The sequence below is a fragment of the Flavobacterium sp. genome, assembly GCF_043779715.1.
Classification (GTDB): Bacteria; Bacteroidota; Bacteroidia; order Flavobacteriales; family Flavobacteriaceae; genus Flavobacterium.
Map to the genome: position 1 here is coordinate 1 of NZ_JAYWDT010000104.1, position 18,962 is coordinate 18,962.

Below are 18,962 nucleotides of genomic sequence, written 5' to 3' on the forward strand. Positions count from 1 at the left end.
GACATTAAATAATTTTTCTACAAAAAATCTGAAATTAATAGACAATAACAAATCCGAAATTATTGGAGATTTTACGTTTAAAAACCTTTTTTCTAAAAATAAAGGGGATTTTTATATGAAAGGTAATTTTTCTAAAATATCCTCAACCTATAATAATCTTAACGCAATTTTACCTAGAGTTTTAGGGGAAAATCTTCCCACAACATTCAAGAAATTTGGTGTATTTAATCTTTCAGGAACGACAGAAGTTACTTTAAAAACCATAAAAGCAAATATTTCATTAAAAACTGCTCTAGGAAATATAAAGTCTAATTTGAGTATGACAAGTATTGATAATATAGACAATGCAACCTATATAGGAAACGTAAAACTAGATAATTTTAATTTAGGAAAACTCTTAAATAGAACCGATGTTGGTGTTGTAAATCTTGATTTAGATGTTGACGGAAAAGGATTCAACCAAAAGTATTTGGATACTGAAATTAAAGGAACAGTGCAAAGTGTTTATTACAATAAATACAATTACAAGAATATGGTGGTTGATGGAACCATGATAAAATCGATATTCAAAGGAGATATAAATGTAAATGACCCGAATTTGCAAATGGATTTCGATGGAATTCTTAACCTAAACAAGAAAGAGAATAAATACGATTTTCATGCCAATGTTGAATATGCGAATCTTAAAAAACTAAAACTATATACTGCCGATTCTATTTCGGTTTTTCGTGGTGATGTTACGATGAAATTGCAAGGAAATACAATAGATAATTTATACGGAGAAGTTTTTATAAATCAAACTTCTTACGAAAATAACAAAGACACTTACTTTTTTGATGATTTTGTGGTAAAATCCTCTTTTGACGAAAATCGTATTAGAACCATGACCATCAATTCTCCCGATATTATTGAAGGAAAAGTGGTAGGAAAATTTCAGTTTAATCAGCTTCAAAAACTGGTAGAAAATTCTTTAGGAAGTTTATATGCTAATTATTCGCCAAATAAAGTAAACAAAGGTCAGTTCTTGAAATTCGATTTTAATGTGTACAGCAAACTAATCGAAATTTTTCTTCCGCAAGTTTCTCTAGGTGAAAATACTTTTATGAAAGGAATGATAAATTCTGATAATGATGAGTTTAAATTCAATTTCAAATCGCCAACAATTACGGCTTACAATAATTATTTCGACAATATAAGCATTGATATAGACAATAAAAATCCTTTGTATAATGTTTATGTCGAGATGGATAGCATCAAAACAAAACATTATAAAGTATCTGATTTTAGTTTGATAAATGTAACGGCAAACGATACTTTATTTTTTAGAACAGAGTTTAAAGGAGGGAAAAAAGCAGATGATTTTTATAATTTAAACTTATATCACACCATCAATAAAGACAAAAATAGTGTAGTTGGAATCAAAAAATCGGAAGTAAACTTCAAAAATTATTTGTGGTTCATAAATGAAAATGAATCTAAAGACAACAAGATAATTTTCAACAAAAAGATGACTGATTTTTCTTTCGAAAGAATAACAATGTCACACAAAAATCAGGTATTGGAACTTATGGGTGTTTTGCGAGATTCAACTTATAAGGATTTAAAACTTTCGTTAAAAGATATTGAACTCGACAAAATTACACCATCTATAGATAGCTTAAAATTTAAAGGAAAAGTAAACGGATTAGTTAATTTTAAACAAAATAAATCTATTTATGAGCCAACAGCATCAGTATCCATTGATAGTTTAAGTATTAACAATTTAGCTTTAGGGAAATTAGCTATCGATGTAAAAGGTGATGATAGTTTTAAAAATTTCAAAATTAATTCAGTCTTAAAAAATGACGGATTAGAATCTTTTTCTGCCGACGGAAACATATTTATCGAAAACAAAAAAACATTACTAGATCTAGATCTTCGACTTAATAATTTTAATATGGGCGTCTTTAGTGCTTTAGGCGGTAATGTGATTACAAATATTCGAGGATTAGCTTCCGGAACAGCGAGTTTTGAAGGAGAATTGGAAAATCCAGAAATTAAAGGCAGATTGTATTTGAACAAAGCAGGTTTAAAAATCCCGTACTTAAATATCGATTATAATTTCGAAAATAATTCGGTTGTTGATATAACAGAAAATCAGTTTTCATTTAGAAATATAAAAATTAATGACTCTAAATACAATACAAAAGGAGTATTGAGCGGAGGAATTCGCCATCATAATTTTGGTGATTGGATTTTAGATTTGAACCTTGCATCCAACAGAATTGTGGCTCTAGATACCAAAGATTCTGACGATGCATTATATTACGGAACGGCTTTTATCGATGGAGATGCGACTATAAAAGGACCAATAAATGGATTGGTTATTAATGTAAATGCAAAATCGGAAAAAGGAACGTCTATAAAAATCCCAATTACAGATTCTGAAACTTCATCTGAAAATGATTTTATAAAATTTAAATCGGAAAAAGATGATATTTCTAATAAAACAAAAGGGAAAAAAGCTAAAAGTTATAACGGAGTCGAGCTTAATTTTGAACTAGACATTACTAAAGATGCTGAAATAGAGGTGATTATAGATAAAAGTTCAGGACATTCGCTAAAAGGACGTGGTGCGGGAAGTTTGCTAATGGAAATAAACACATTGGGTAAATTTAATATGTGGGGTGATTTTCAGGTTTATGAAGGTTCTTATAATTTTAAATATGGAGGGATTATAGATAAGAAATTTGATATCAAAAAAGGAGGATCAATCTCTTGGGATGGAAATCCGCTAAATGCAACATTAAATATGGAAGCGGTTTATAAAACCGAAGCAAATCCAGGAATATTATTAGAAAATTCATCATTTACTAAAAAAGTTCCTACCGAAGTTGTTATCAAACTCACAGATAAACTTACAAGCCCAATTCCTGATATATCTATTAATTTTCCAACATTAAGTTCGGTTTTAAAATCTGAAATAGAATATAAATTAAGTGATAGCGACAAGAGACAAACACAAGCTATGGCATTGTTATCGTCAGGAAGTTTTCTGAGTGACAAAGGTGTTGGAGAAAATATAATTGCTGGAAATATTCTCGAAAAAGCAAATAGTTTGTTTCAAGATATTTTTTCTAATGAAGATGACAAACTAAAAGTAGATCCTTACTTTATACAAGGAAACAAACAAAATTTAGATTCTAGAACAGATGCACAAGTAGGAGTAACGCTTTCAACAAAAATTAGTGATAAAGTAACAATCAATGGAAAGTTAGGAGTTCCAGTCGGTGGTGTAAACGAGTCGGTTATTGTAGGAGATGTAGAAGTTCAATTACGTCTTAACGAAGATGGCTCGCTCAAAGCCCGATTTTTTAATCGTGAAAATGACACCAATTATATAGGAGAAAGTATTGGTTATACTCAAGGATTGGGGGTTTCTTATGAAGTCGATTTTAATACTTTCAAGGAATTAGTTGCAAAAATTTTAAATTCTAAAAAAAGCAAGAAAGAAAAAGAGTCTAAAAAAGAGGAAGTGCCAGATTCCGATTTAACACCAGATTTTATTCAGTTTTCAGAACAGCGTCAGAAAAAAGCAACTGAGAAACCCAAAACTGTTCCAGAAACTGCTCCAGATTAAATTAAAGATAAATATTAATTAATTTTTAATGTTTATCACATTTAAAATTGTAATACTTTAGTAACCCAAATTTGAATAATCATAATTAATGCCAAAAGCGATAAAAAAAATAGGAGTTTTAACCTCAGGAGGAGATGCTCCAGGGATGAATGCTGCAATCCGTTCGGTAGTGCGTACTTGTGCTTATCATAATATAGAATGTATAGGAATATATCGTGGTTATCAAGGAATGATAGAAGGCGATTTTAAAGAAATGGGACCACGATCTGTAAACAATATCGTCAATAAAGGAGGAACAATCTTAAAATCGGCACGATCTAAAGAGTTTATGACAGCCGAAGGTCGTCAAAAAGCACACCAACATCTTATCAATTCAAATATCGATGCGCTAGTAGTTATTGGTGGTGACGGAACATTTACTGGTGCCGAAATCTTTAACAACGAATTCGATTATCCCGTAATGGGAATTCCAGGAACTATCGACAATGATATTTTTGGTACTAGCCATACTTTAGGTTACGATACCGCTTTAAACACTGTGGTAGAAGTTATAGATAAGATTCGTGATACCGCCAGTTCTCATAACCGATTGTTTTTTGTCGAAGTCATGGGGCGTGATGCAGGTCACATTGCATTAAATGCAGGAATTGGAGCAGGAGCAGAGGAAATCCTAATTCCCGAAGAAGATTTGGGATTAGAAAGATTATTAGAATCATTGCAAAAAAGTAAAGCTTCGGGAAAATCATCGAGTATTGTAGTGGTTTCCGAAGGAGATAAAATAGGTAAAAATGTATTTGAACTGAAAGATTATGTCGAAGAAAATTTGCCAGAATATGATGTTCGTGTTTCAGTATTAGGTCACATGCAACGTGGTGGTGCGCCATCTTGTTTCGACAGAGTACTTGCTTCTCGTCTTGGTGTAAAAGCTGTCGAATCATTACTAGAAGGAAAATCAAATTTCATGGTGGGATTGCTTAGCGACAAAGTAGCATTAACACCATTAGAACAAGCCATCAAAGGGAAATCTGAAATTGATAAAGAATTATTAAGAGTTTCAGAAATCATGACAACGTAAAATAGAGAGTAATAATAGCTTGAACGTGCCGTTCAAGACAAATGTAAAATGTATGAAAGTAAAATTAGGAATAAACGGTTTCGGAAGAATAGGAAGAATAGTTTTTAGAGAAACCTATAACAGAGATAATGTAGAAGTAGTAGCAATAAATGATTTATTAGATGTAGAGCATTTAGCTTATTTATTAAAATATGATTCAGTTCACGGGCGTTTTGCAGGAAAAGTAGAAGTTAAAGATGGAAAACTTTTTGTAAACGACAAACACATTCGTGTTACAGGAGAGAAAGATCCATCAACGCTAAAATGGGATGAAGTAGGAGTAGATGTAGTGGCTGAATGTACTGGAATTTTTACCACAATAGAAACTGCTCAGGCACACATAAAAGGAGGCGCAAAAAAAGTAGTTATATCAGCACCTTCAGCAGATGCACCAATGTTTGTTATGGGAGTCAACCACGCGAAAGCAACTGCTGCCGATACCATTGTATCTAATGCGTCTTGTACCACCAATTGTTTGGCACCATTAGCAAAAGTAATCAACGATAACTTCGGAATTGTAGAAGGGTTAATGACCACAATACACTCTACAACAGCAACACAACACACTGTCGATGGCCCTTCAAAAAGGGATTTTAGAGGCGGAAGAGCAGCACTTCTAAACATCATTCCAGCATCGACAGGAGCTGCAAAAGCAGTAGGAAAAGTAATCCCAGAACTAAACGGAAAACTAACAGGAATGTCAATGAGAGTTCCAACTGCCGATGTTTCAGTAGTAGATTTAACCGTAAAATTAGCCAAAGAAACTTCTTACGAAGAAATAATGTCAGTTTTAAAAAATGCTTCAGAAACTTCTATGAAAGGGATTTTAGGTTTTACTGAAGATGATGTAGTTTCTCAAGATTTTATTGGAGAAAAACTAACCTCAGTTGTAGATTCAAAAGCTGGAATCGGTTTGAATTCTACTTTCTTCAAAATCGTATCTTGGTACGACAACGAATACGGATATTCGAGCAAACTAATCGATTTATCAGTACATATCGCAGGATTAAAATAATTTTTAGGAGCTATTTCCCGGCATTCGCTATATCTTTTCCTTTTTAAAGAAAAAAGAAAAAGGATGCCGCTACTGTCGGGGCTAGAAACCAACCAACCAAAACACTAAATCTAAAATGAAATTACTCGTAGATAGTGGCTCTACAAAAGCCGATTGGATTGCAGTAAATGATGCAGGAAAAGTATTATTTACCACACAATCGTTAGGACTAAATCCAGAGGTTTTAACCAAAGAAGAAATCATTATTAGGTTAAATGATACATTCGACATTTCAAATAATAAAGACAAAGTAACGCATCTTTTCTTTTACGGTGCTGGTTGCGGAACGAACAGAACGAAAGTTTTTTTGACAGAAGTTTTTCAAAATTATTTTCCAAATTCAAAAATAACCGTTCACGAAGACACGTATGCTGCAGTATATGCCACAACACCTAAAAACGAAAAAGCAATAGTTTGTATTCTTGGTACAGGATCTAATTGTAGTTATTATGACGGACAAGTATTACATCAAAAAGTGCAATCACTAGGTTACATTGCTATGGACGATTGCTCAGGAAACCGTTTCGGAAGACATTTGTTGCGAGCTTATTATTTTAATAAAATGCCAGTAAATTTAGCCCATGAGTTTGAAACAACTTATAATGTCGAACCAGATTTTATCAAACATAATTTATACAAAGAGCCTAATCCCAATGCTTATTTAGCAAGATTTGCTCAGTTTTTAGTAAAACACAAAGACACTGAATTTTGTCAAAAAATTATAAGCGAAGAAATCGAAATTTTTGTCGAAAACTACATCAAACAATTCGATAATTATAAAGAAGTTCCAGTACATTTTATAGGTTCGATAGCTTTTTATCTAAAAGAAGAATTGCAAAATATTTTAACAATACACGAAATTAAATTAGGAAATATATTGCGTCGACCAGTAGATGGTTTGATAGATTTTCATATTTTAAATAGATAATTAAATGGAAAGATATTTGATTATATTTATTTGTTTAATTGGAATCTTGATTCTTAAAAGAATTAAAACTATTAATTTTTTCAATTACGATATTGATACTGAATCTGAAAAAAAAATGATGAGGCGTATTTACATTACTGGTTTGTTAGGGGCATATATTTATATTTTAATTTTAGTGATTCTTTTTAATTTATGTAAAATCTTTAAATAAATGGAAATTGCTATAATTGCTCACGACCGAATGAAAGCCGATTTAGTTCAGTTTTTAAATAAAAATGCATCAATTCTTCATGCAAAAAACATTTCTTTAATAGCAACAGGAACAACTGGAAATAAAGCAGAAAATGCAGGTTTTCAGGTTACAAAAATGCTCTCCGGACCTATGGGTGGCGATGCTCAAATTGCTGCTCGAGTAGCAGAAGGGAAAACCCAAATGGTTTTGTTCTTTAAGGACCCAAACTCAAGCCATCCGCACGAAGTAGATATAAATATGCTTATTCGTGTTTGTGATGTTCATAATGTTCCTTTAGCCACAAATGAAGCTACGGCACAGTTATTGTTGTATGCTATTTCTAAATAAAATAATAATGTTTTTTTTATTTTGTGGCTCAAATATTTTTGTATATTGGCTCAACCAAATTACCTGTTTATTATGAAAAAAATCGCACTGTTAGTCTTACTTGTTTTCTGTGGAAATGCATATTCTCAAAAAAAGAAAGCAACACCTAAAGCAATACCATCAGTAGTTGTTGCAAAAGGGAATAATTCTTCGGCAGAATTAGTAAAAAACAAATTTTACCTTTTTGTAAATAATGCTACTTCAAAAGATACTTTATTGCTAAAAACTTATCCAGATAAAGGAACGCCTACAGATTGTAAAATAACAACATTTACAACAAAAGGAACGCCCATGTATCTTGTGGCTTGGACAGATAAACAAAAAATAGAAACCAAATTAAAAACAGAAGAAAATACGATTACCGAATCTCAAATCTGGAATCCAGCTACAAAAACTTTATTAATAAGTAACACACAAACTGTTGCAAAGATTAAAGAAATTGTATTTTTAGATAAACTAAAAACCGCTTCAGAAACACAAGAAAAAACGAGAAGATCAGGTTATGAATTTACCCTTTTGGGAGAAGATTTTTCGCTTAGTGACAAATCTTCAAGTACAAAATATTCCTACAATCCGACTTCGATGAAATATGAAGTTGCTAAAGCAAAAGCGGCGACTCCAGCACCAAAAAAGAAGAGAAGATAAATAATAAAAAAACGAGCTAAGTGCTCGTTTTTTTATTTAAACCAATTACCAATTTTATGGAATTTTCTACCGAAGAATGTTTTTCGTTTTGCAGAAATTCCGCCAACCATGATTATCATATCTCCCATTAAACGAGTTTCAATTTCTTTCATTGTAATATTATATTTACTAGAATTACCAATAATCAAGTTTTCCTCTTCCATTCCCATAAAAGAAAAAACTAAGGTTTCTCCTTCTTTTGCTTTTATAGAATATTTACCATCAAAATCAGTTGAAACACTTCTTTGGGTTCCTTTTACAACCACAATTACTCCAGGCATTGCTCCAGTTGCATCGGAAACAATTCCTGTAATTTCTCTTTCTTCGTTTGTTTGTACTTCTTGCTGTTGTGCTGGTTTTCCTAACAAATGCTTGGTTTCTGTTTGTTCCGTTTTAGGAGTTTCTTGCGCTTTCACTTCATTATTTCCAAAAGCTAGTAAACTAAATAGGGTAGAAGTAGTTGCCAACCAAATGGAACCTTTTTCTTTCGGAGTGACTAAATCTCGGTTTAGTTGTGTGTTTAGGAATCTTCCGCAGAGCTTGTTGTCTTTATTGTAAGCTTCAATAATTTGTCTGTCGGTAGCTTTTGTAAAATCAAATACATTTTTCTGACAAGAACCACAAAATTTTCCTTTTTCGACAGAAGTCATAGCTTGCCAGTTTTCATGACAAGGTTCTGGAATTGATATATTGATTTTACTTTTCATTTTTTAGGTTTAAAATTGTTTCTATATTTATATAGAGGCAATTTTTTCAGAAAAGGTTGGGACAGTTTTAAAAAATTATTAATTATTCACTTTTATCTCAAACATTTTGTCCCAGTTTTTCCCAGTTACAAAAATGGTTTTAGTTTTAGGATTGTAAGCGATACCGTTTATTACATCATCAACAGTAACATGAGCTAATTTTCTTAAACCAGACAAATCTACTAATGCTTCAACAGCACCTGTTAAAGGATTTATGATGATTATAGCATCTTTCTGCCAAATATTAGCAAAAATTTTTCCGTTTATCCATTCTAGTTCGTTTACACTTTTTATTTTACTCGTATTGGTATAAACATTTACAAAATCGATCATTTTTTGATTTTCTGGGTTCATTTTCCAGATTTTCTCCGTTCCATCAGATTGGTAAATGTATTTTTTGTCATTTGTCATTCCCCAACCTTCAATATTTTTATCAAATTGGAATGTTTTTTCCAGTTTTAATGTATTTGCATCATAAATAAAACCTGTTTTTTCCTGCCAAGTTAATTGAAAAAGTTTTCCATTTATAAAAGTAATTCCTTCTCCAAAATATTTAGAATCAATATTTACTTGTTGTAAAGTTTTACCTGTTTTATAATCTGTTTTCCTAAAATAAGAAGACCCTTTTTGTCCTGTACTTTCATACAAATAATCACCATAAAATTCTAAACCTTCCGTAAATGAAGCAATGTCGTGAGGATAAGTATTTAAAAACGTATAAGTTAGTATTTTTGGTTCTACACTAGATAACATTTCGACTCTTGTTGTTGTTTCTGAGTTTTCTCCTTCAAAATGAGCCACAGCCTTCAGATTTTGATATCCTAATTTTTCATTGGTTAATAAATAATTAAAGGTTGAATTCCCTTTTACAGCACCAATTTTTTTATCATTATTATAGTAAGTTACCGAATCGATTGTTTTGTTGGCTTCATTTTTTAAAGTTAAATTGATTGTATCACTATTGTGAAACATCGATTTGAACTTACTTTCATCTATAGAAAATAAATTTTTAGAATTATTTTTATCACCACAACCAACAAATATTGTTGTTAACAAGATGAATGTTAATACGTTATATTTTTTCATTTCTAATTATTTTACGATTACAATATACAACACCATTTTATATAAAACAATGCGCTTGCAAAAATACAAAAAGTTTGTATATTTGCACCGGCAAGTCCTACACGACCAGCTCCTGCAGACTCCTCCAGGGTGGGAACGCAGCAAAGGTATGTGGTTGAGCGGTGCGATGTAGGTCGCTTGCCATTTTTAAATCTGACATCGTTCAGATTTTTTTGTTTACAGATATTCTTACTTTTATGAATGTATCTTGGCAAATTGTTCGTTTCGAACTCAAAGAAACTTTTTCGATAGCTTATGGGAATTATTCCCACAGAGAAGCTTTGATTATTAGATTAAATCATAAAGGAATTTCAGGTTACGGAGAGTGTACTGCTATCGATTATTACAATATTAAATTAGAAGATTTTGTTATAAAATTAAATTCAATTAAAACTTTAATTGATAATCATCAAATTATTTATCCAACAGTATTTTATGATTTTTTATTAACTTTAGAATTACCTAGTTTTTTGCGTTCTGCGCTTGATTGCGCTTATTGGGATTTATACGGAAAATTAGAGAATAAAACTTTTTTAGCATTAAACTCAATCGAAATAAATGAGCTTCCAGAATCATCAATAACCATTTCTGTGGCTTCGATAGAAAATCAAATTAGAAAGATTGAAGCTTCAAATTGGAATAAATTTAAAGTTAAATGCAATCATTTCGACAAAAAAACCATTCAGAAATTAGTCACATTAGATAAAAATATTGCGCTCGATTCTAATGGAAGTTTTACGCCAGAGGATTGTATTTGGTTGCAAAACGAAGTCATTTCCAAACAGTTTAGTTATATAGAACAACCTATGAAGCCTCATAATTATTCGGTTTTGGATTGTAATTTATTCGCAAATTGGATGGCAGATGAAGATTGTCAGGATAACATAAATTTACTTACTTTGCAACCACATTATAATAGTATTAATATTAAATTAGTAAAATGTGGAGGATTAACACCCGCTTTGCAACTCATAAAAGAAGCCAGATTATTAAATTTCAAACTAATGATAGGTTGCATGACCGAATCGACGATTGGAATTTCGGCAGGAGCTGTTCTAGCCTCATTAGTTGATTATGCAGATTTAGATGGAGCCAATCTTATTGCAAATGATATTGCAAACGGAAGCAAAATTATAAGTGGAAAAATACAATTATCAGATAAACCCGGATTGGGAATATCAATATTATAAATTATTATGAATAAAGTAGTTTTAATAACTGGTGGTTCATCAGGAATAGGGAAGTCGATTGGAGAATTTTTGCATCAAAAAGGATTTATCGTTTATGGCACAAGTAGAACCCCTGAAAAAGTAGAAAATTCAATTTTTCCGTTAGTTGCGCTCGATGTTCGTGATATAACTTCGATCCAGAAAGCAATTGCCGAAGTCATTGAGAAATCAGGAAGATTAGATGTTGTAATAAACAATGCAGGCGTAGGAATTACTGGGCCAATTGAAGAAATTCCAACACAAGAAATTAAGAATCATTTTGAGACTAATTTCTTTGGGCCAATAGAAGTAATGAAAACTGTTTTGCCTCAAATGCGTAGTCAGAAATCGGGATTAATTATTAATATTACTTCGATTGCAGGTTATATGGGTTTGCCATATCGAGGCATTTATTCGGCATCAAAAGGCGCTTTAGGGCTAATTACCGAAGCCATTCGTATGGAAACAAAATCTTTTGGAATTCACATTACAAATATTGCCCCAGGCGATTTTGCAACTAATATTGCTGCAGGTCGTTATCATGCACCTGTTGTTAAGGGCTCTGCTTACGAAATTCCTTACGGAAATACATTAAAATCGATGGACGAACATGTAGATTCTGGTAGTAATCCTAACGAAATGGCGGAAGCAGTTTATGCAATTATTCAAAATCCAAATCCTAAAATACATTATAAAGTAGGGGCTTTCATGCAAAAATTTTCAATTGTATTAAAAAGAGTTTTGCCTGATAAAGTTTATGAAAAAATGTTAATGAACCATTATAAATTGTAATGATAGTATTCCCAAAAGATTTTTTAAATCTTGAAACCGAGAGGCTTATTTTGAACGAAATTTCAATGAATGATGTTGATTTTTTATTTGAAATTAGAAACAATGATGCGAATAATAAATTTATCGGTAGAAAAAAATCTTCTTTAGTAGAAGTTAAACAATTTGTTATTGATAGAATCTCTGATTTTAAAGAAAAAAAAGGAATCACGTGGATGATTTATAATAAAGAGACTAAGCAGAATATTGGCTCTATTTGTTATTGGAATTTCAATTTTGAAACCAATACTGCAGAAATGGGTTACGAATTAACACCTGAATTTCAAGGTAAAGGATTTATGCAAGAAGCATTGTCAAAAGTTATTAATTTTGGATTTAATAGACTAAATTTGCAAATTATTGAAGCTTTTACTGATAAAAATAATAAACCTTCAATCAATGCATTATTAAAGTATAACTTTATTCAAAATGCAGAATTTGAATTGAATAATGAAAAAAATTTAATGATGTTCAAGTTAACAAGTACACAACTATAATTTTAAATAAAATCAGATGAAATTTTTTATTGACACAGCAAATCTTGCACAAATTAAAGAAGCACAAGCACTTGGAGTTCTTGATGGCGTTACAACAAACCCATCGCTTATGGCAAAAGAAGGAATTACAGGGAAAAACAACATTTTGAAACATTATGTTGATATTTGTAATATCGTAGAAGGTGATGTGAGTGCCGAAGTAAATGCAATGGATTTTGACGGAATGGTTCGTGAAGGTGAGGAACTAGCCGAATTACATGATCAGATTGTGGTAAAATTACCTATGACCAAAGAAGGAATTATGGCTTGTAAATATTTTTCTGACAGAGGAATTAAAACAAATGTTACTTTAATTTTCTCAGCAGGACAAGCGCTTTTAGCTGCAAAAGCTGGTGCAACTTATTGTTCTCCATTTTTAGGAAGATTAGATGATGTTTCTACCGATGGTTTAAACTTAATTCAAGAAATAAGAGATATTTATGACAATTATGGTTTCGAAACGCAAATTCTTGCTGCATCAGTTCGTCATACAATGCATGTAGTGAATTGTGCGAAAATTGGTGCCGATGTTATGACAGGACCTTTATCATCTATCTTAGGTTTAATGAAGCATCCTTTGACAGATATTGGAATTGCTCAGTTTATTGCAGATTTCGAGAAAGGAAATAAATAGGTTTCAATATCAAAAATCAATATCAATAACAATAAAAAAAAAGCAATTTCGGTTTAATCGAAATTGCTTTTTTATTTTGAGTAATGCCTAATTTTACTTCAAATAATTTTCAAAACTGGCATCAAATAAACTTACAAAACCATTTTTTATTTTTCCTCCAGAATTAATGAGCATTACACGATGAATCTTAGTAATGACCCATTTGTCTTTAATGTCTTGAAAATTTGTGGCGTGTAATTCGGTTGTATTTTTAAAATTATATTTAGTCAGTAAATTTTTCCATTGTTTGTCGGAATCATCAATGTTTATAGACACAAAATCCCAATTAGGATATTTTGACTTCAATTCTGTTGCTCTTTGATGTACTGATTCTAAATGAGATTTTGCTTCGGAAGTCCAGAAGAAAACAACTGTATTTTTGGTAAATAAACTGCTTACCGCAACTGATTTTCCATTGGCATCAATTAAATCAATATTTGGCAATAATTTATTTGGAGATAAATGCTGAATAGATTCTTCAATCTTCTTAATTTCATTTTGTTTTTCTTTATCGGTCGAAAGCTGAAAATATTTATCCAAAAATGTTTTGTTGCTCATCATGTTTTGGTCTTCAAGCAAATACATAAAAGCAATATTATTTAAAACCGAATTTTTTATTTTAACATTTGTAAATAACGAATCGGCAACATGCAATTTTTTAATATTATTTTCTAATGATTTTTCGTCATTGTCTTTGCAAGTTACATTGTTAAGCATCGATGTTAAGTAACGAACAAATGGAGAAAAACTAGTTAGTTTTTCATTATTAAAATCTATTTGTTTTCTAAAATCATAATAGCCGTTAGGTAAATTTTTACAAACTTTTTTATTTGTACGGCGCTCATGCACAAATGGATACATTTCTTTTTTAGTAAAATAATGCATGTCTAACATTGTTTTTGCATACAAATCGAAATCTTCACTCCAATCTACTTCTGTTTCTCGTCTTAAATAAAAAGCTTTACTCGAATTGTAGTTTTTTTCTATGGCTTTCGAGAATGTTTTAAAATCTTTATCATACAAATCGAATGATGTGTTTTTGTCGGCTTCATTTTTCAAGAAAAGTTCCATCAGGAAGTTATTTTTTTCATCGCCACGACCACAAAATGTTAGTGAATTATCAAATTCGTTAGTATTTAAACGGATCATCAAACTATCATTTTTTTCGAAATAAATTTGCTGATATTCAGGCTCATGCTTAAAAGTGTACATACCCGGAACGAGAGAATCGTATTTTTTCAGAAACCTATTTTTATCATCTAAAACAATAGTATCTATAACTTCATTGTCTTTACACAAAAGCACAAATTTCGAGTTCGGATTTATTATTTCTCCACCAAAATAGGCCTTATAGCCTTCCTCTTTTGTCTCTTGTTTGCAAGAACACAAAAGTGTGATAGATGTAATAGGTAGTAGGAAAAGTATTTTTTTGAAATAGGCAATCATCTAATATTATTTATTGATAAACAAATGTATTTTTATAATTGATATAATGCTGTTAACATTCAGTTAAATTAAACTTAGAGATATTGTAAAATATTAGCCTCAAAACTCCACTATTTTTGTTACTTTTGCAACACTTTTATAAAAAATATATCAATGTTAACAATTTCAAATTTATCAGTACAATTTGGTAAGCGAATTTTATTCGACGAAGTAAATACAACCTTTACACAAGGTAATTGCTACGGAATTATTGGTGCAAACGGTGCTGGAAAATCTACATTTCTTAAAATAATTTCCGGAGAAATAGATCCAACTTCGGGTCGCGTGATTCTAGAGCCAGGAAAACGTATGTCGGTTCTAAATCAGAATCACAATATGTTTGATGATAAAACGGTATTAGAAACAGTAATGATGGGAAATAAAACGTTGTTTGATGTAAAAAGTCAAATGGACGAATTATACCTTAATTATACCGATGAGAATGCTGATAAAATAGGAGAGTTGCAAGTTCGTTTCGAAGAAATGAATGGTTGGAATGCGGAATCTGATGCTGGTGCAATGCTTTCAAATCTAGGAATTTCTGCAGATTATCAATATACGCTCATGGGCGATATGGAAGGAAAATTAAAATTGCGTGTGCTTTTGGCGCAAGCTTTATTTGGTAATCCTGATGTGTTAATTATGGATGAGCCTACCAACGACTTGGATTTTGAAACCATAGGTTGGTTAGAGAATTTCTTAGCAAATTACGAAAATACAGTTTTAGTAGTTTCTCACGACAGGCATTTTTTAGATTCAGTTTGTACGCACGTTTCAGATATCGATTTTGGAAAAATAAACCATTATTCAGGAAACTATACTTTCTGGTACGAATCTTCTCAGTTAGCTGCAAAACAAAGAGCACAACAAAATAAGAAAGCCGAAGAAAAGAAACAAGAATTAGAAGAATTTATCCGTCGTTTTAGTGCCAATGTTGCCAAATCTAAACAAGCAACTTCTCGTAAAAAAATGATCGATAAATTAAATTTATCCGATATAAAACCATCATCACGTCGTTATCCAGCTATTATTTTTGATACTGAACGTGAAGCTGGAGATCAAATTTTGAATGTTGAAAACTTAAGTGCTTCGATAGATGGAGAAGTTTTATTCAAAAATGTAGATTTGAATATGGCAAAAGGAGATAAAGTCGTTATTTTTTCGAAAGATTCTCGTGCTACTTCTGCTTTTTATGAAATATTAAACGGAAATATGACTGCCGATTCCGGTACTTTCGATTGGGGAATTACAACCAACCAGTCGTATTTGCCTGCGGACAATCATAGTTTTTTCGAAAATGATTTGACATTGGTAGATTGGTTGCGCCAATGGGCAAAAACCGAAGAAGAGCGTGACGAAGTTTTTGTGCGTGGTTTCCTTGGAAAGATGATTTTCTCTGGCGAAGAAGCGCTAAAAACAGGTCGTGTTTTGTCTGGAGGAGAAAAAGTGCGTTGCATGTTATCTCGAATGATGATGATGCGCGCCAATGTTTTAATGCTTGACGAACCAACAAATCACTTAGATTTGGAATCTATTACAGCGTTTAACAACTCGTTAAAAAACTTTAAAGGGTCGATATTATTTACAACTCATGATCACGAATTTGCACAAACTGTTGCCAATCGTGTACTAGAAATTACACCAAAAGGAGTTATAGATCGTTATACTACTTTTGATGAATATTTGGAAGATGAGAAAATTCAGGAATTAAGAAAGAAAATGTATTCTTAGATTATATAGAAAACTCCAGTAATTGCTGGAGTTTTTGTTTATTTAAAAATGCTAATTATTTTACTTTTATCTCAAAACAGCTCCCAATTCGCTTTCAAAATTTTGAGTTAATTTACTCATTACTTTATCAATTTGTGAATCGGTTAGTGTTTTTGCATTGTCTTGTAAAACAAAACTAATAGCATACGATTTCTTGCCTTTAGGAAGATTTTTACCTTCGTAAACATCAAACAAATTAATATTTTTCAGTAATGTTTTTTCTGTTTTTTTAGCAATATCAAAAAGCTGCACGAATTCTATTTCATTGTCTAACAAAAGTGCTAAATCTCGACGAACTTCTGGATATTTAGAGATTTCGGTAAACTTAATATTATTAGAAATTTGCTTAATTATCGCATTCCAATTAAAATCGGCAAAGAAAACCTCTTGTTTAATGTCAAAATGTTTTAATATCGATTTTTTAACCGTACCAAATTCTACCAAAGTAGAATTTCCCATTTCGTAAACCATTCCTTCTGCAAAAACATCAGTATTTAATGGTGATGCTATGATTTTTGACAATCCAAGTCTTTCTAAAATCGCTAATACATAACCTTTGAACAAAAAGAAATCGGAAGCTTTTTGTGGATTTGTCCAACTTTCCGAAGTTTTATCTCCTGTCATAAACAAAGTCAAATGGTTATTTTCCTGATTTCCTGACAATAATTTGTGGTATGTTTTTCCGAATTCGAATAACCTTAAATCGTTATTTCTTCTATTAATATTAAAAGAAACCGCTTCTAATCCTGAGAACAATAATGATTGCCTCATAGCTGATAAATCATTACTTAATGGATTGATTATTAAAACATTGTTACTTTCATTTAAACTATCGCTTAAATTGATATAGTTTGGAGTTGTTAACGAATTTGCCATCATTTCGTTAAACCCATTTCCGACTAATAAGTTGGCAATTATATTCTGGATTTTATAATCCTCAGTTCTCGAAGAATGAGAAGTTGTAGCATTCAATTTTTGAGTAAAATCGATATTATTATAACCGTAAACTCTCAAGATTTCTTCAATAACATCAATTTCTCGAGTTACATCGACACGATAAGCAGGAATTACTAATCCCAATGCGACTTTAGAAATACTATTTACTTTAATATCTAACGAAGCCAATATATTTTTGATGGTATCGTCTGGAATTTCTTGACCAATTATTTTGCTCACTTTTTCAAGATTAAGCATTACTTGATGGTCTTCTATTTTCTTTGGATAAATATCTACAATATCCGAAGTGATTTCTCCACCAGAAACTTCGCAAATTAAAATAGCAGCACGTTTCAGCGCATATTCTGTAATATTAGGATCAATTCCTCTTTCAAATCTAAAAGAAGCATCGGTACTTATTGTGTGTCGTTTTGCAGTTTTTCTGACAGAAACAGCATTAAAATAAGCACTTTCTAGAAATATAGAAGTTGTATTTTGTGAAACACCAGAGTTTTTTCCGCCAAGAACACCTGCAATGCAAAGTGGTCCGTTTTCGTCACAAATCATAATATCTTCGGCACTCAAAGAACGTTCTACATCATCTAAAGTTGTAAATTTTGTTCCTTCTTCAACATTTTGCACCAAAATTTTTCCATTAATTTTGGCTGCATCAAAAGCATGTAGTGGTTGTCCTAATTCGTGTAAAACATAATTAGTAACATCGACAACATTATTTTTTGGAGTAATTCCAATGGCTTTCAATCTATTTTGAAGCCAAGCTGGAGATGTTCCAATTTTTATATCAGAAATAGTAACGCCACAATAACGAGGAACAAGTTTATTATCATCGACTTGTACATCAATTTTTAAGACTCTTTTTTCGATTTTAAAATTTGAAACTGATGGAGTTATAAGTTCGATATTCGTTCCGTTTTGAAGCATTCCGGCTTTCAAATCTCTTGCTGTTCCCCAATGTGACATGGCATCGGCACGGTTTGGTGTTAATCCAATTTCGAAAACTTCATCATTCTCAATATTAAAAACTGTTGCAGCAGAAGTTCCTGGTTTTAAATTTTCGTCGAGAACCATAATACCTTCATGACTATCGCCAAGACCTAGTTCGTCTTCGGCACAAATCATTCCGTGACTTTCTTCTCCACGAATTTTTCCTTTTTTTATCTCGAATGATTTTCCTTCTTTATCGTATAGAATAGTCCCTATTGTGGCAACAGGAACTTTTTGTCCTGCTGCTACATTACTGGCGCCACAAACGATTTGAATTGGATTTCCGTCTCCTAAATCGACAGTGGTTATTTTTAATTTATCGGCATTTGGATGTTGAACACAAGTAAGTACGTGACCTACAACGATTCCTTCTAATCCACCTTTTATAGATTGGTATTTTTCGATTCCTTCAACTTCAAGACCCAAATCGGTAAGCATAGAAGCAGTTTTTTCCGAATCCCAGTCTGTTTTTATAAATTGTTTTAACCAGTTATATGAAATTTTCATGTGTAGTAATTATTGAAGCGCAAATATAAGTATTGTAGTTCGTAGTATAAAATAAAGTTTTCCTTTTTTGAAATAGGATAATTTAGTCTTGTAAGCAAAAAAATAAAACCTCAAATTTAAATAAA

Annotated in this window: 15 protein-coding genes and 1 other RNA gene; 12 read left to right on the forward strand and 4 right to left on the reverse strand. The window is 31.5% G+C overall.

The annotated features are described in order from the left end of the window. The 6 genes from ACH2BG_RS05225 to ACH2BG_RS05250 all read left to right on the forward strand — a co-directional run. On the forward strand, positions 1–3,619 hold a 3,619-nt coding region (locus tag ACH2BG_RS05225), incomplete at its 5' end, for a translocation/assembly module TamB domain-containing protein (RefSeq protein WP_395046663.1). Positions 3,620–3,707: 88 nt separating this feature from the next. After that, complete coding sequence (pfkA, locus tag ACH2BG_RS05230) at positions 3,708–4,694, forward strand: 6-phosphofructokinase (RefSeq protein WP_395046664.1); 987 nt, start codon at positions 3,708–3,710, stop codon at positions 4,692–4,694. A gap of 52 nt (positions 4,695–4,746) precedes the next feature. Further along, positions 4,747–5,748, forward strand: a complete 1,002-nt coding sequence (gene gap / locus ACH2BG_RS05235; RefSeq protein ID WP_395046665.1) for a type I glyceraldehyde-3-phosphate dehydrogenase — start codon at positions 4,747–4,749, stop codon at positions 5,746–5,748. Positions 5,749–5,863: 115 nt separating this feature from the next. After that, positions 5,864–6,715 (forward strand): BadF/BadG/BcrA/BcrD ATPase family protein, encoded by an 852-nt coding sequence (locus ACH2BG_RS05240; RefSeq protein WP_395046666.1) that lies wholly within the window; start codon positions 5,864–5,866, stop codon positions 6,713–6,715. Between the two features lie 211 nt (positions 6,716–6,926). Next, positions 6,927–7,295 carry a methylglyoxal synthase gene (locus ACH2BG_RS05245; protein WP_395046667.1) on the forward strand — a complete coding sequence of 123 codons (369 nt, stop codon included), beginning with the start codon at positions 6,927–6,929 and terminating at the stop codon, positions 7,293–7,295. 72 nt (positions 7,296–7,367) lie between these two features. Next, a complete protein-coding gene (locus tag ACH2BG_RS05250) occupies positions 7,368–7,979 on the forward strand; it encodes a hypothetical protein (RefSeq protein WP_395046668.1) in 612 nt (203 codons plus the stop codon). 32 nt (positions 7,980–8,011) lie between these two features. Here the strand turns inward: ACH2BG_RS05250 and ACH2BG_RS05255 are convergent, their stop codons facing one another. Together ACH2BG_RS05255 and ACH2BG_RS05260 are read right to left on the reverse strand one after the other, a co-directional pair. Continuing rightward, positions 8,012–8,725 carry a carboxypeptidase-like regulatory domain-containing protein gene (locus tag ACH2BG_RS05255; protein WP_395046669.1) on the reverse strand — a complete coding sequence of 238 codons (714 nt, stop codon included), beginning with the start codon at positions 8,723–8,725 and terminating at the stop codon, positions 8,012–8,014. A gap of 78 nt (positions 8,726–8,803) precedes the next feature. Continuing rightward, positions 8,804–9,850 (reverse strand): glutaminyl-peptide cyclotransferase, encoded by a 1,047-nt coding sequence (locus ACH2BG_RS05260; RefSeq protein ID WP_395046670.1) that lies wholly within the window; start codon positions 9,848–9,850, stop codon positions 8,804–8,806. A gap of 88 nt (positions 9,851–9,938) precedes the next feature. On the opposite strand from ACH2BG_RS05260, the gene ffs reads away from it, so the two are divergent. The 5 genes from ffs (at position 9,939) to fsa (ending at position 13,095) form a co-directional block, all read left to right on the forward strand. Beyond that, an RNA gene (gene ffs, locus ACH2BG_RS05265) (signal recognition particle sRNA small type) lies at positions 9,939–10,036 on the forward strand. A gap of 26 nt (positions 10,037–10,062) precedes the next feature. Next, positions 10,063–11,079, forward strand: coding sequence for an enolase C-terminal domain-like protein (locus ACH2BG_RS05270; protein ID WP_395046671.1), 1,017 nt, complete (start codon positions 10,063–10,065; stop codon positions 11,077–11,079). Between the two features lie 6 nt (positions 11,080–11,085). Next, positions 11,086–11,889 (forward strand): SDR family oxidoreductase, encoded by an 804-nt coding sequence (locus ACH2BG_RS05275; protein ID WP_395046672.1) that lies wholly within the window; start codon positions 11,086–11,088, stop codon positions 11,887–11,889. After that, the gene (locus ACH2BG_RS05280; RefSeq protein WP_395046673.1) at positions 11,889–12,422 is read left to right on the forward strand and encodes a GNAT family N-acetyltransferase; all 534 of its coding nucleotides are present in this window, start codon (positions 11,889–11,891) and stop codon (positions 12,420–12,422) included. The genes ACH2BG_RS05275 and ACH2BG_RS05280 overlap by 1 nt, the downstream gene beginning before the upstream one ends. A gap of 16 nt (positions 12,423–12,438) precedes the next feature. After that, complete coding sequence (gene fsa / locus ACH2BG_RS05285; protein WP_395046674.1) at positions 12,439–13,095, forward strand: fructose-6-phosphate aldolase; 657 nt, start codon at positions 12,439–12,441, stop codon at positions 13,093–13,095. A 93-nt stretch (positions 13,096–13,188) separates the two neighbouring features. Here fsa and ACH2BG_RS05290 read toward each other — a convergent pair whose 3' ends face one another. Beyond that, positions 13,189–14,580: a TlpA family protein disulfide reductase gene (locus ACH2BG_RS05290; RefSeq protein WP_395046675.1), complete on the reverse strand. Its 1,392-nt coding sequence runs from the start codon at positions 14,578–14,580 to the stop codon at positions 13,189–13,191. A gap of 153 nt (positions 14,581–14,733) precedes the next feature. On the opposite strand from ACH2BG_RS05290, the gene ACH2BG_RS05295 reads away from it, so the two are divergent. After that, positions 14,734–16,350 carry an ABC-F family ATP-binding cassette domain-containing protein gene (locus tag ACH2BG_RS05295; protein ID WP_395046676.1) on the forward strand — a complete coding sequence of 539 codons (1,617 nt, stop codon included), beginning with the start codon at positions 14,734–14,736 and terminating at the stop codon, positions 16,348–16,350. Positions 16,351–16,416: 66 nt separating this feature from the next. On the opposite strand, the gene pheT is transcribed toward ACH2BG_RS05295, so the two are convergent. Further along, the gene (gene pheT, locus ACH2BG_RS05300; protein WP_395046677.1) at positions 16,417–18,837 is read right to left on the reverse strand and encodes a phenylalanine--tRNA ligase subunit beta; all 2,421 of its coding nucleotides are present in this window, start codon (positions 18,835–18,837) and stop codon (positions 16,417–16,419) included. Positions 18,838–18,962 lie beyond the last annotated feature (125 nt).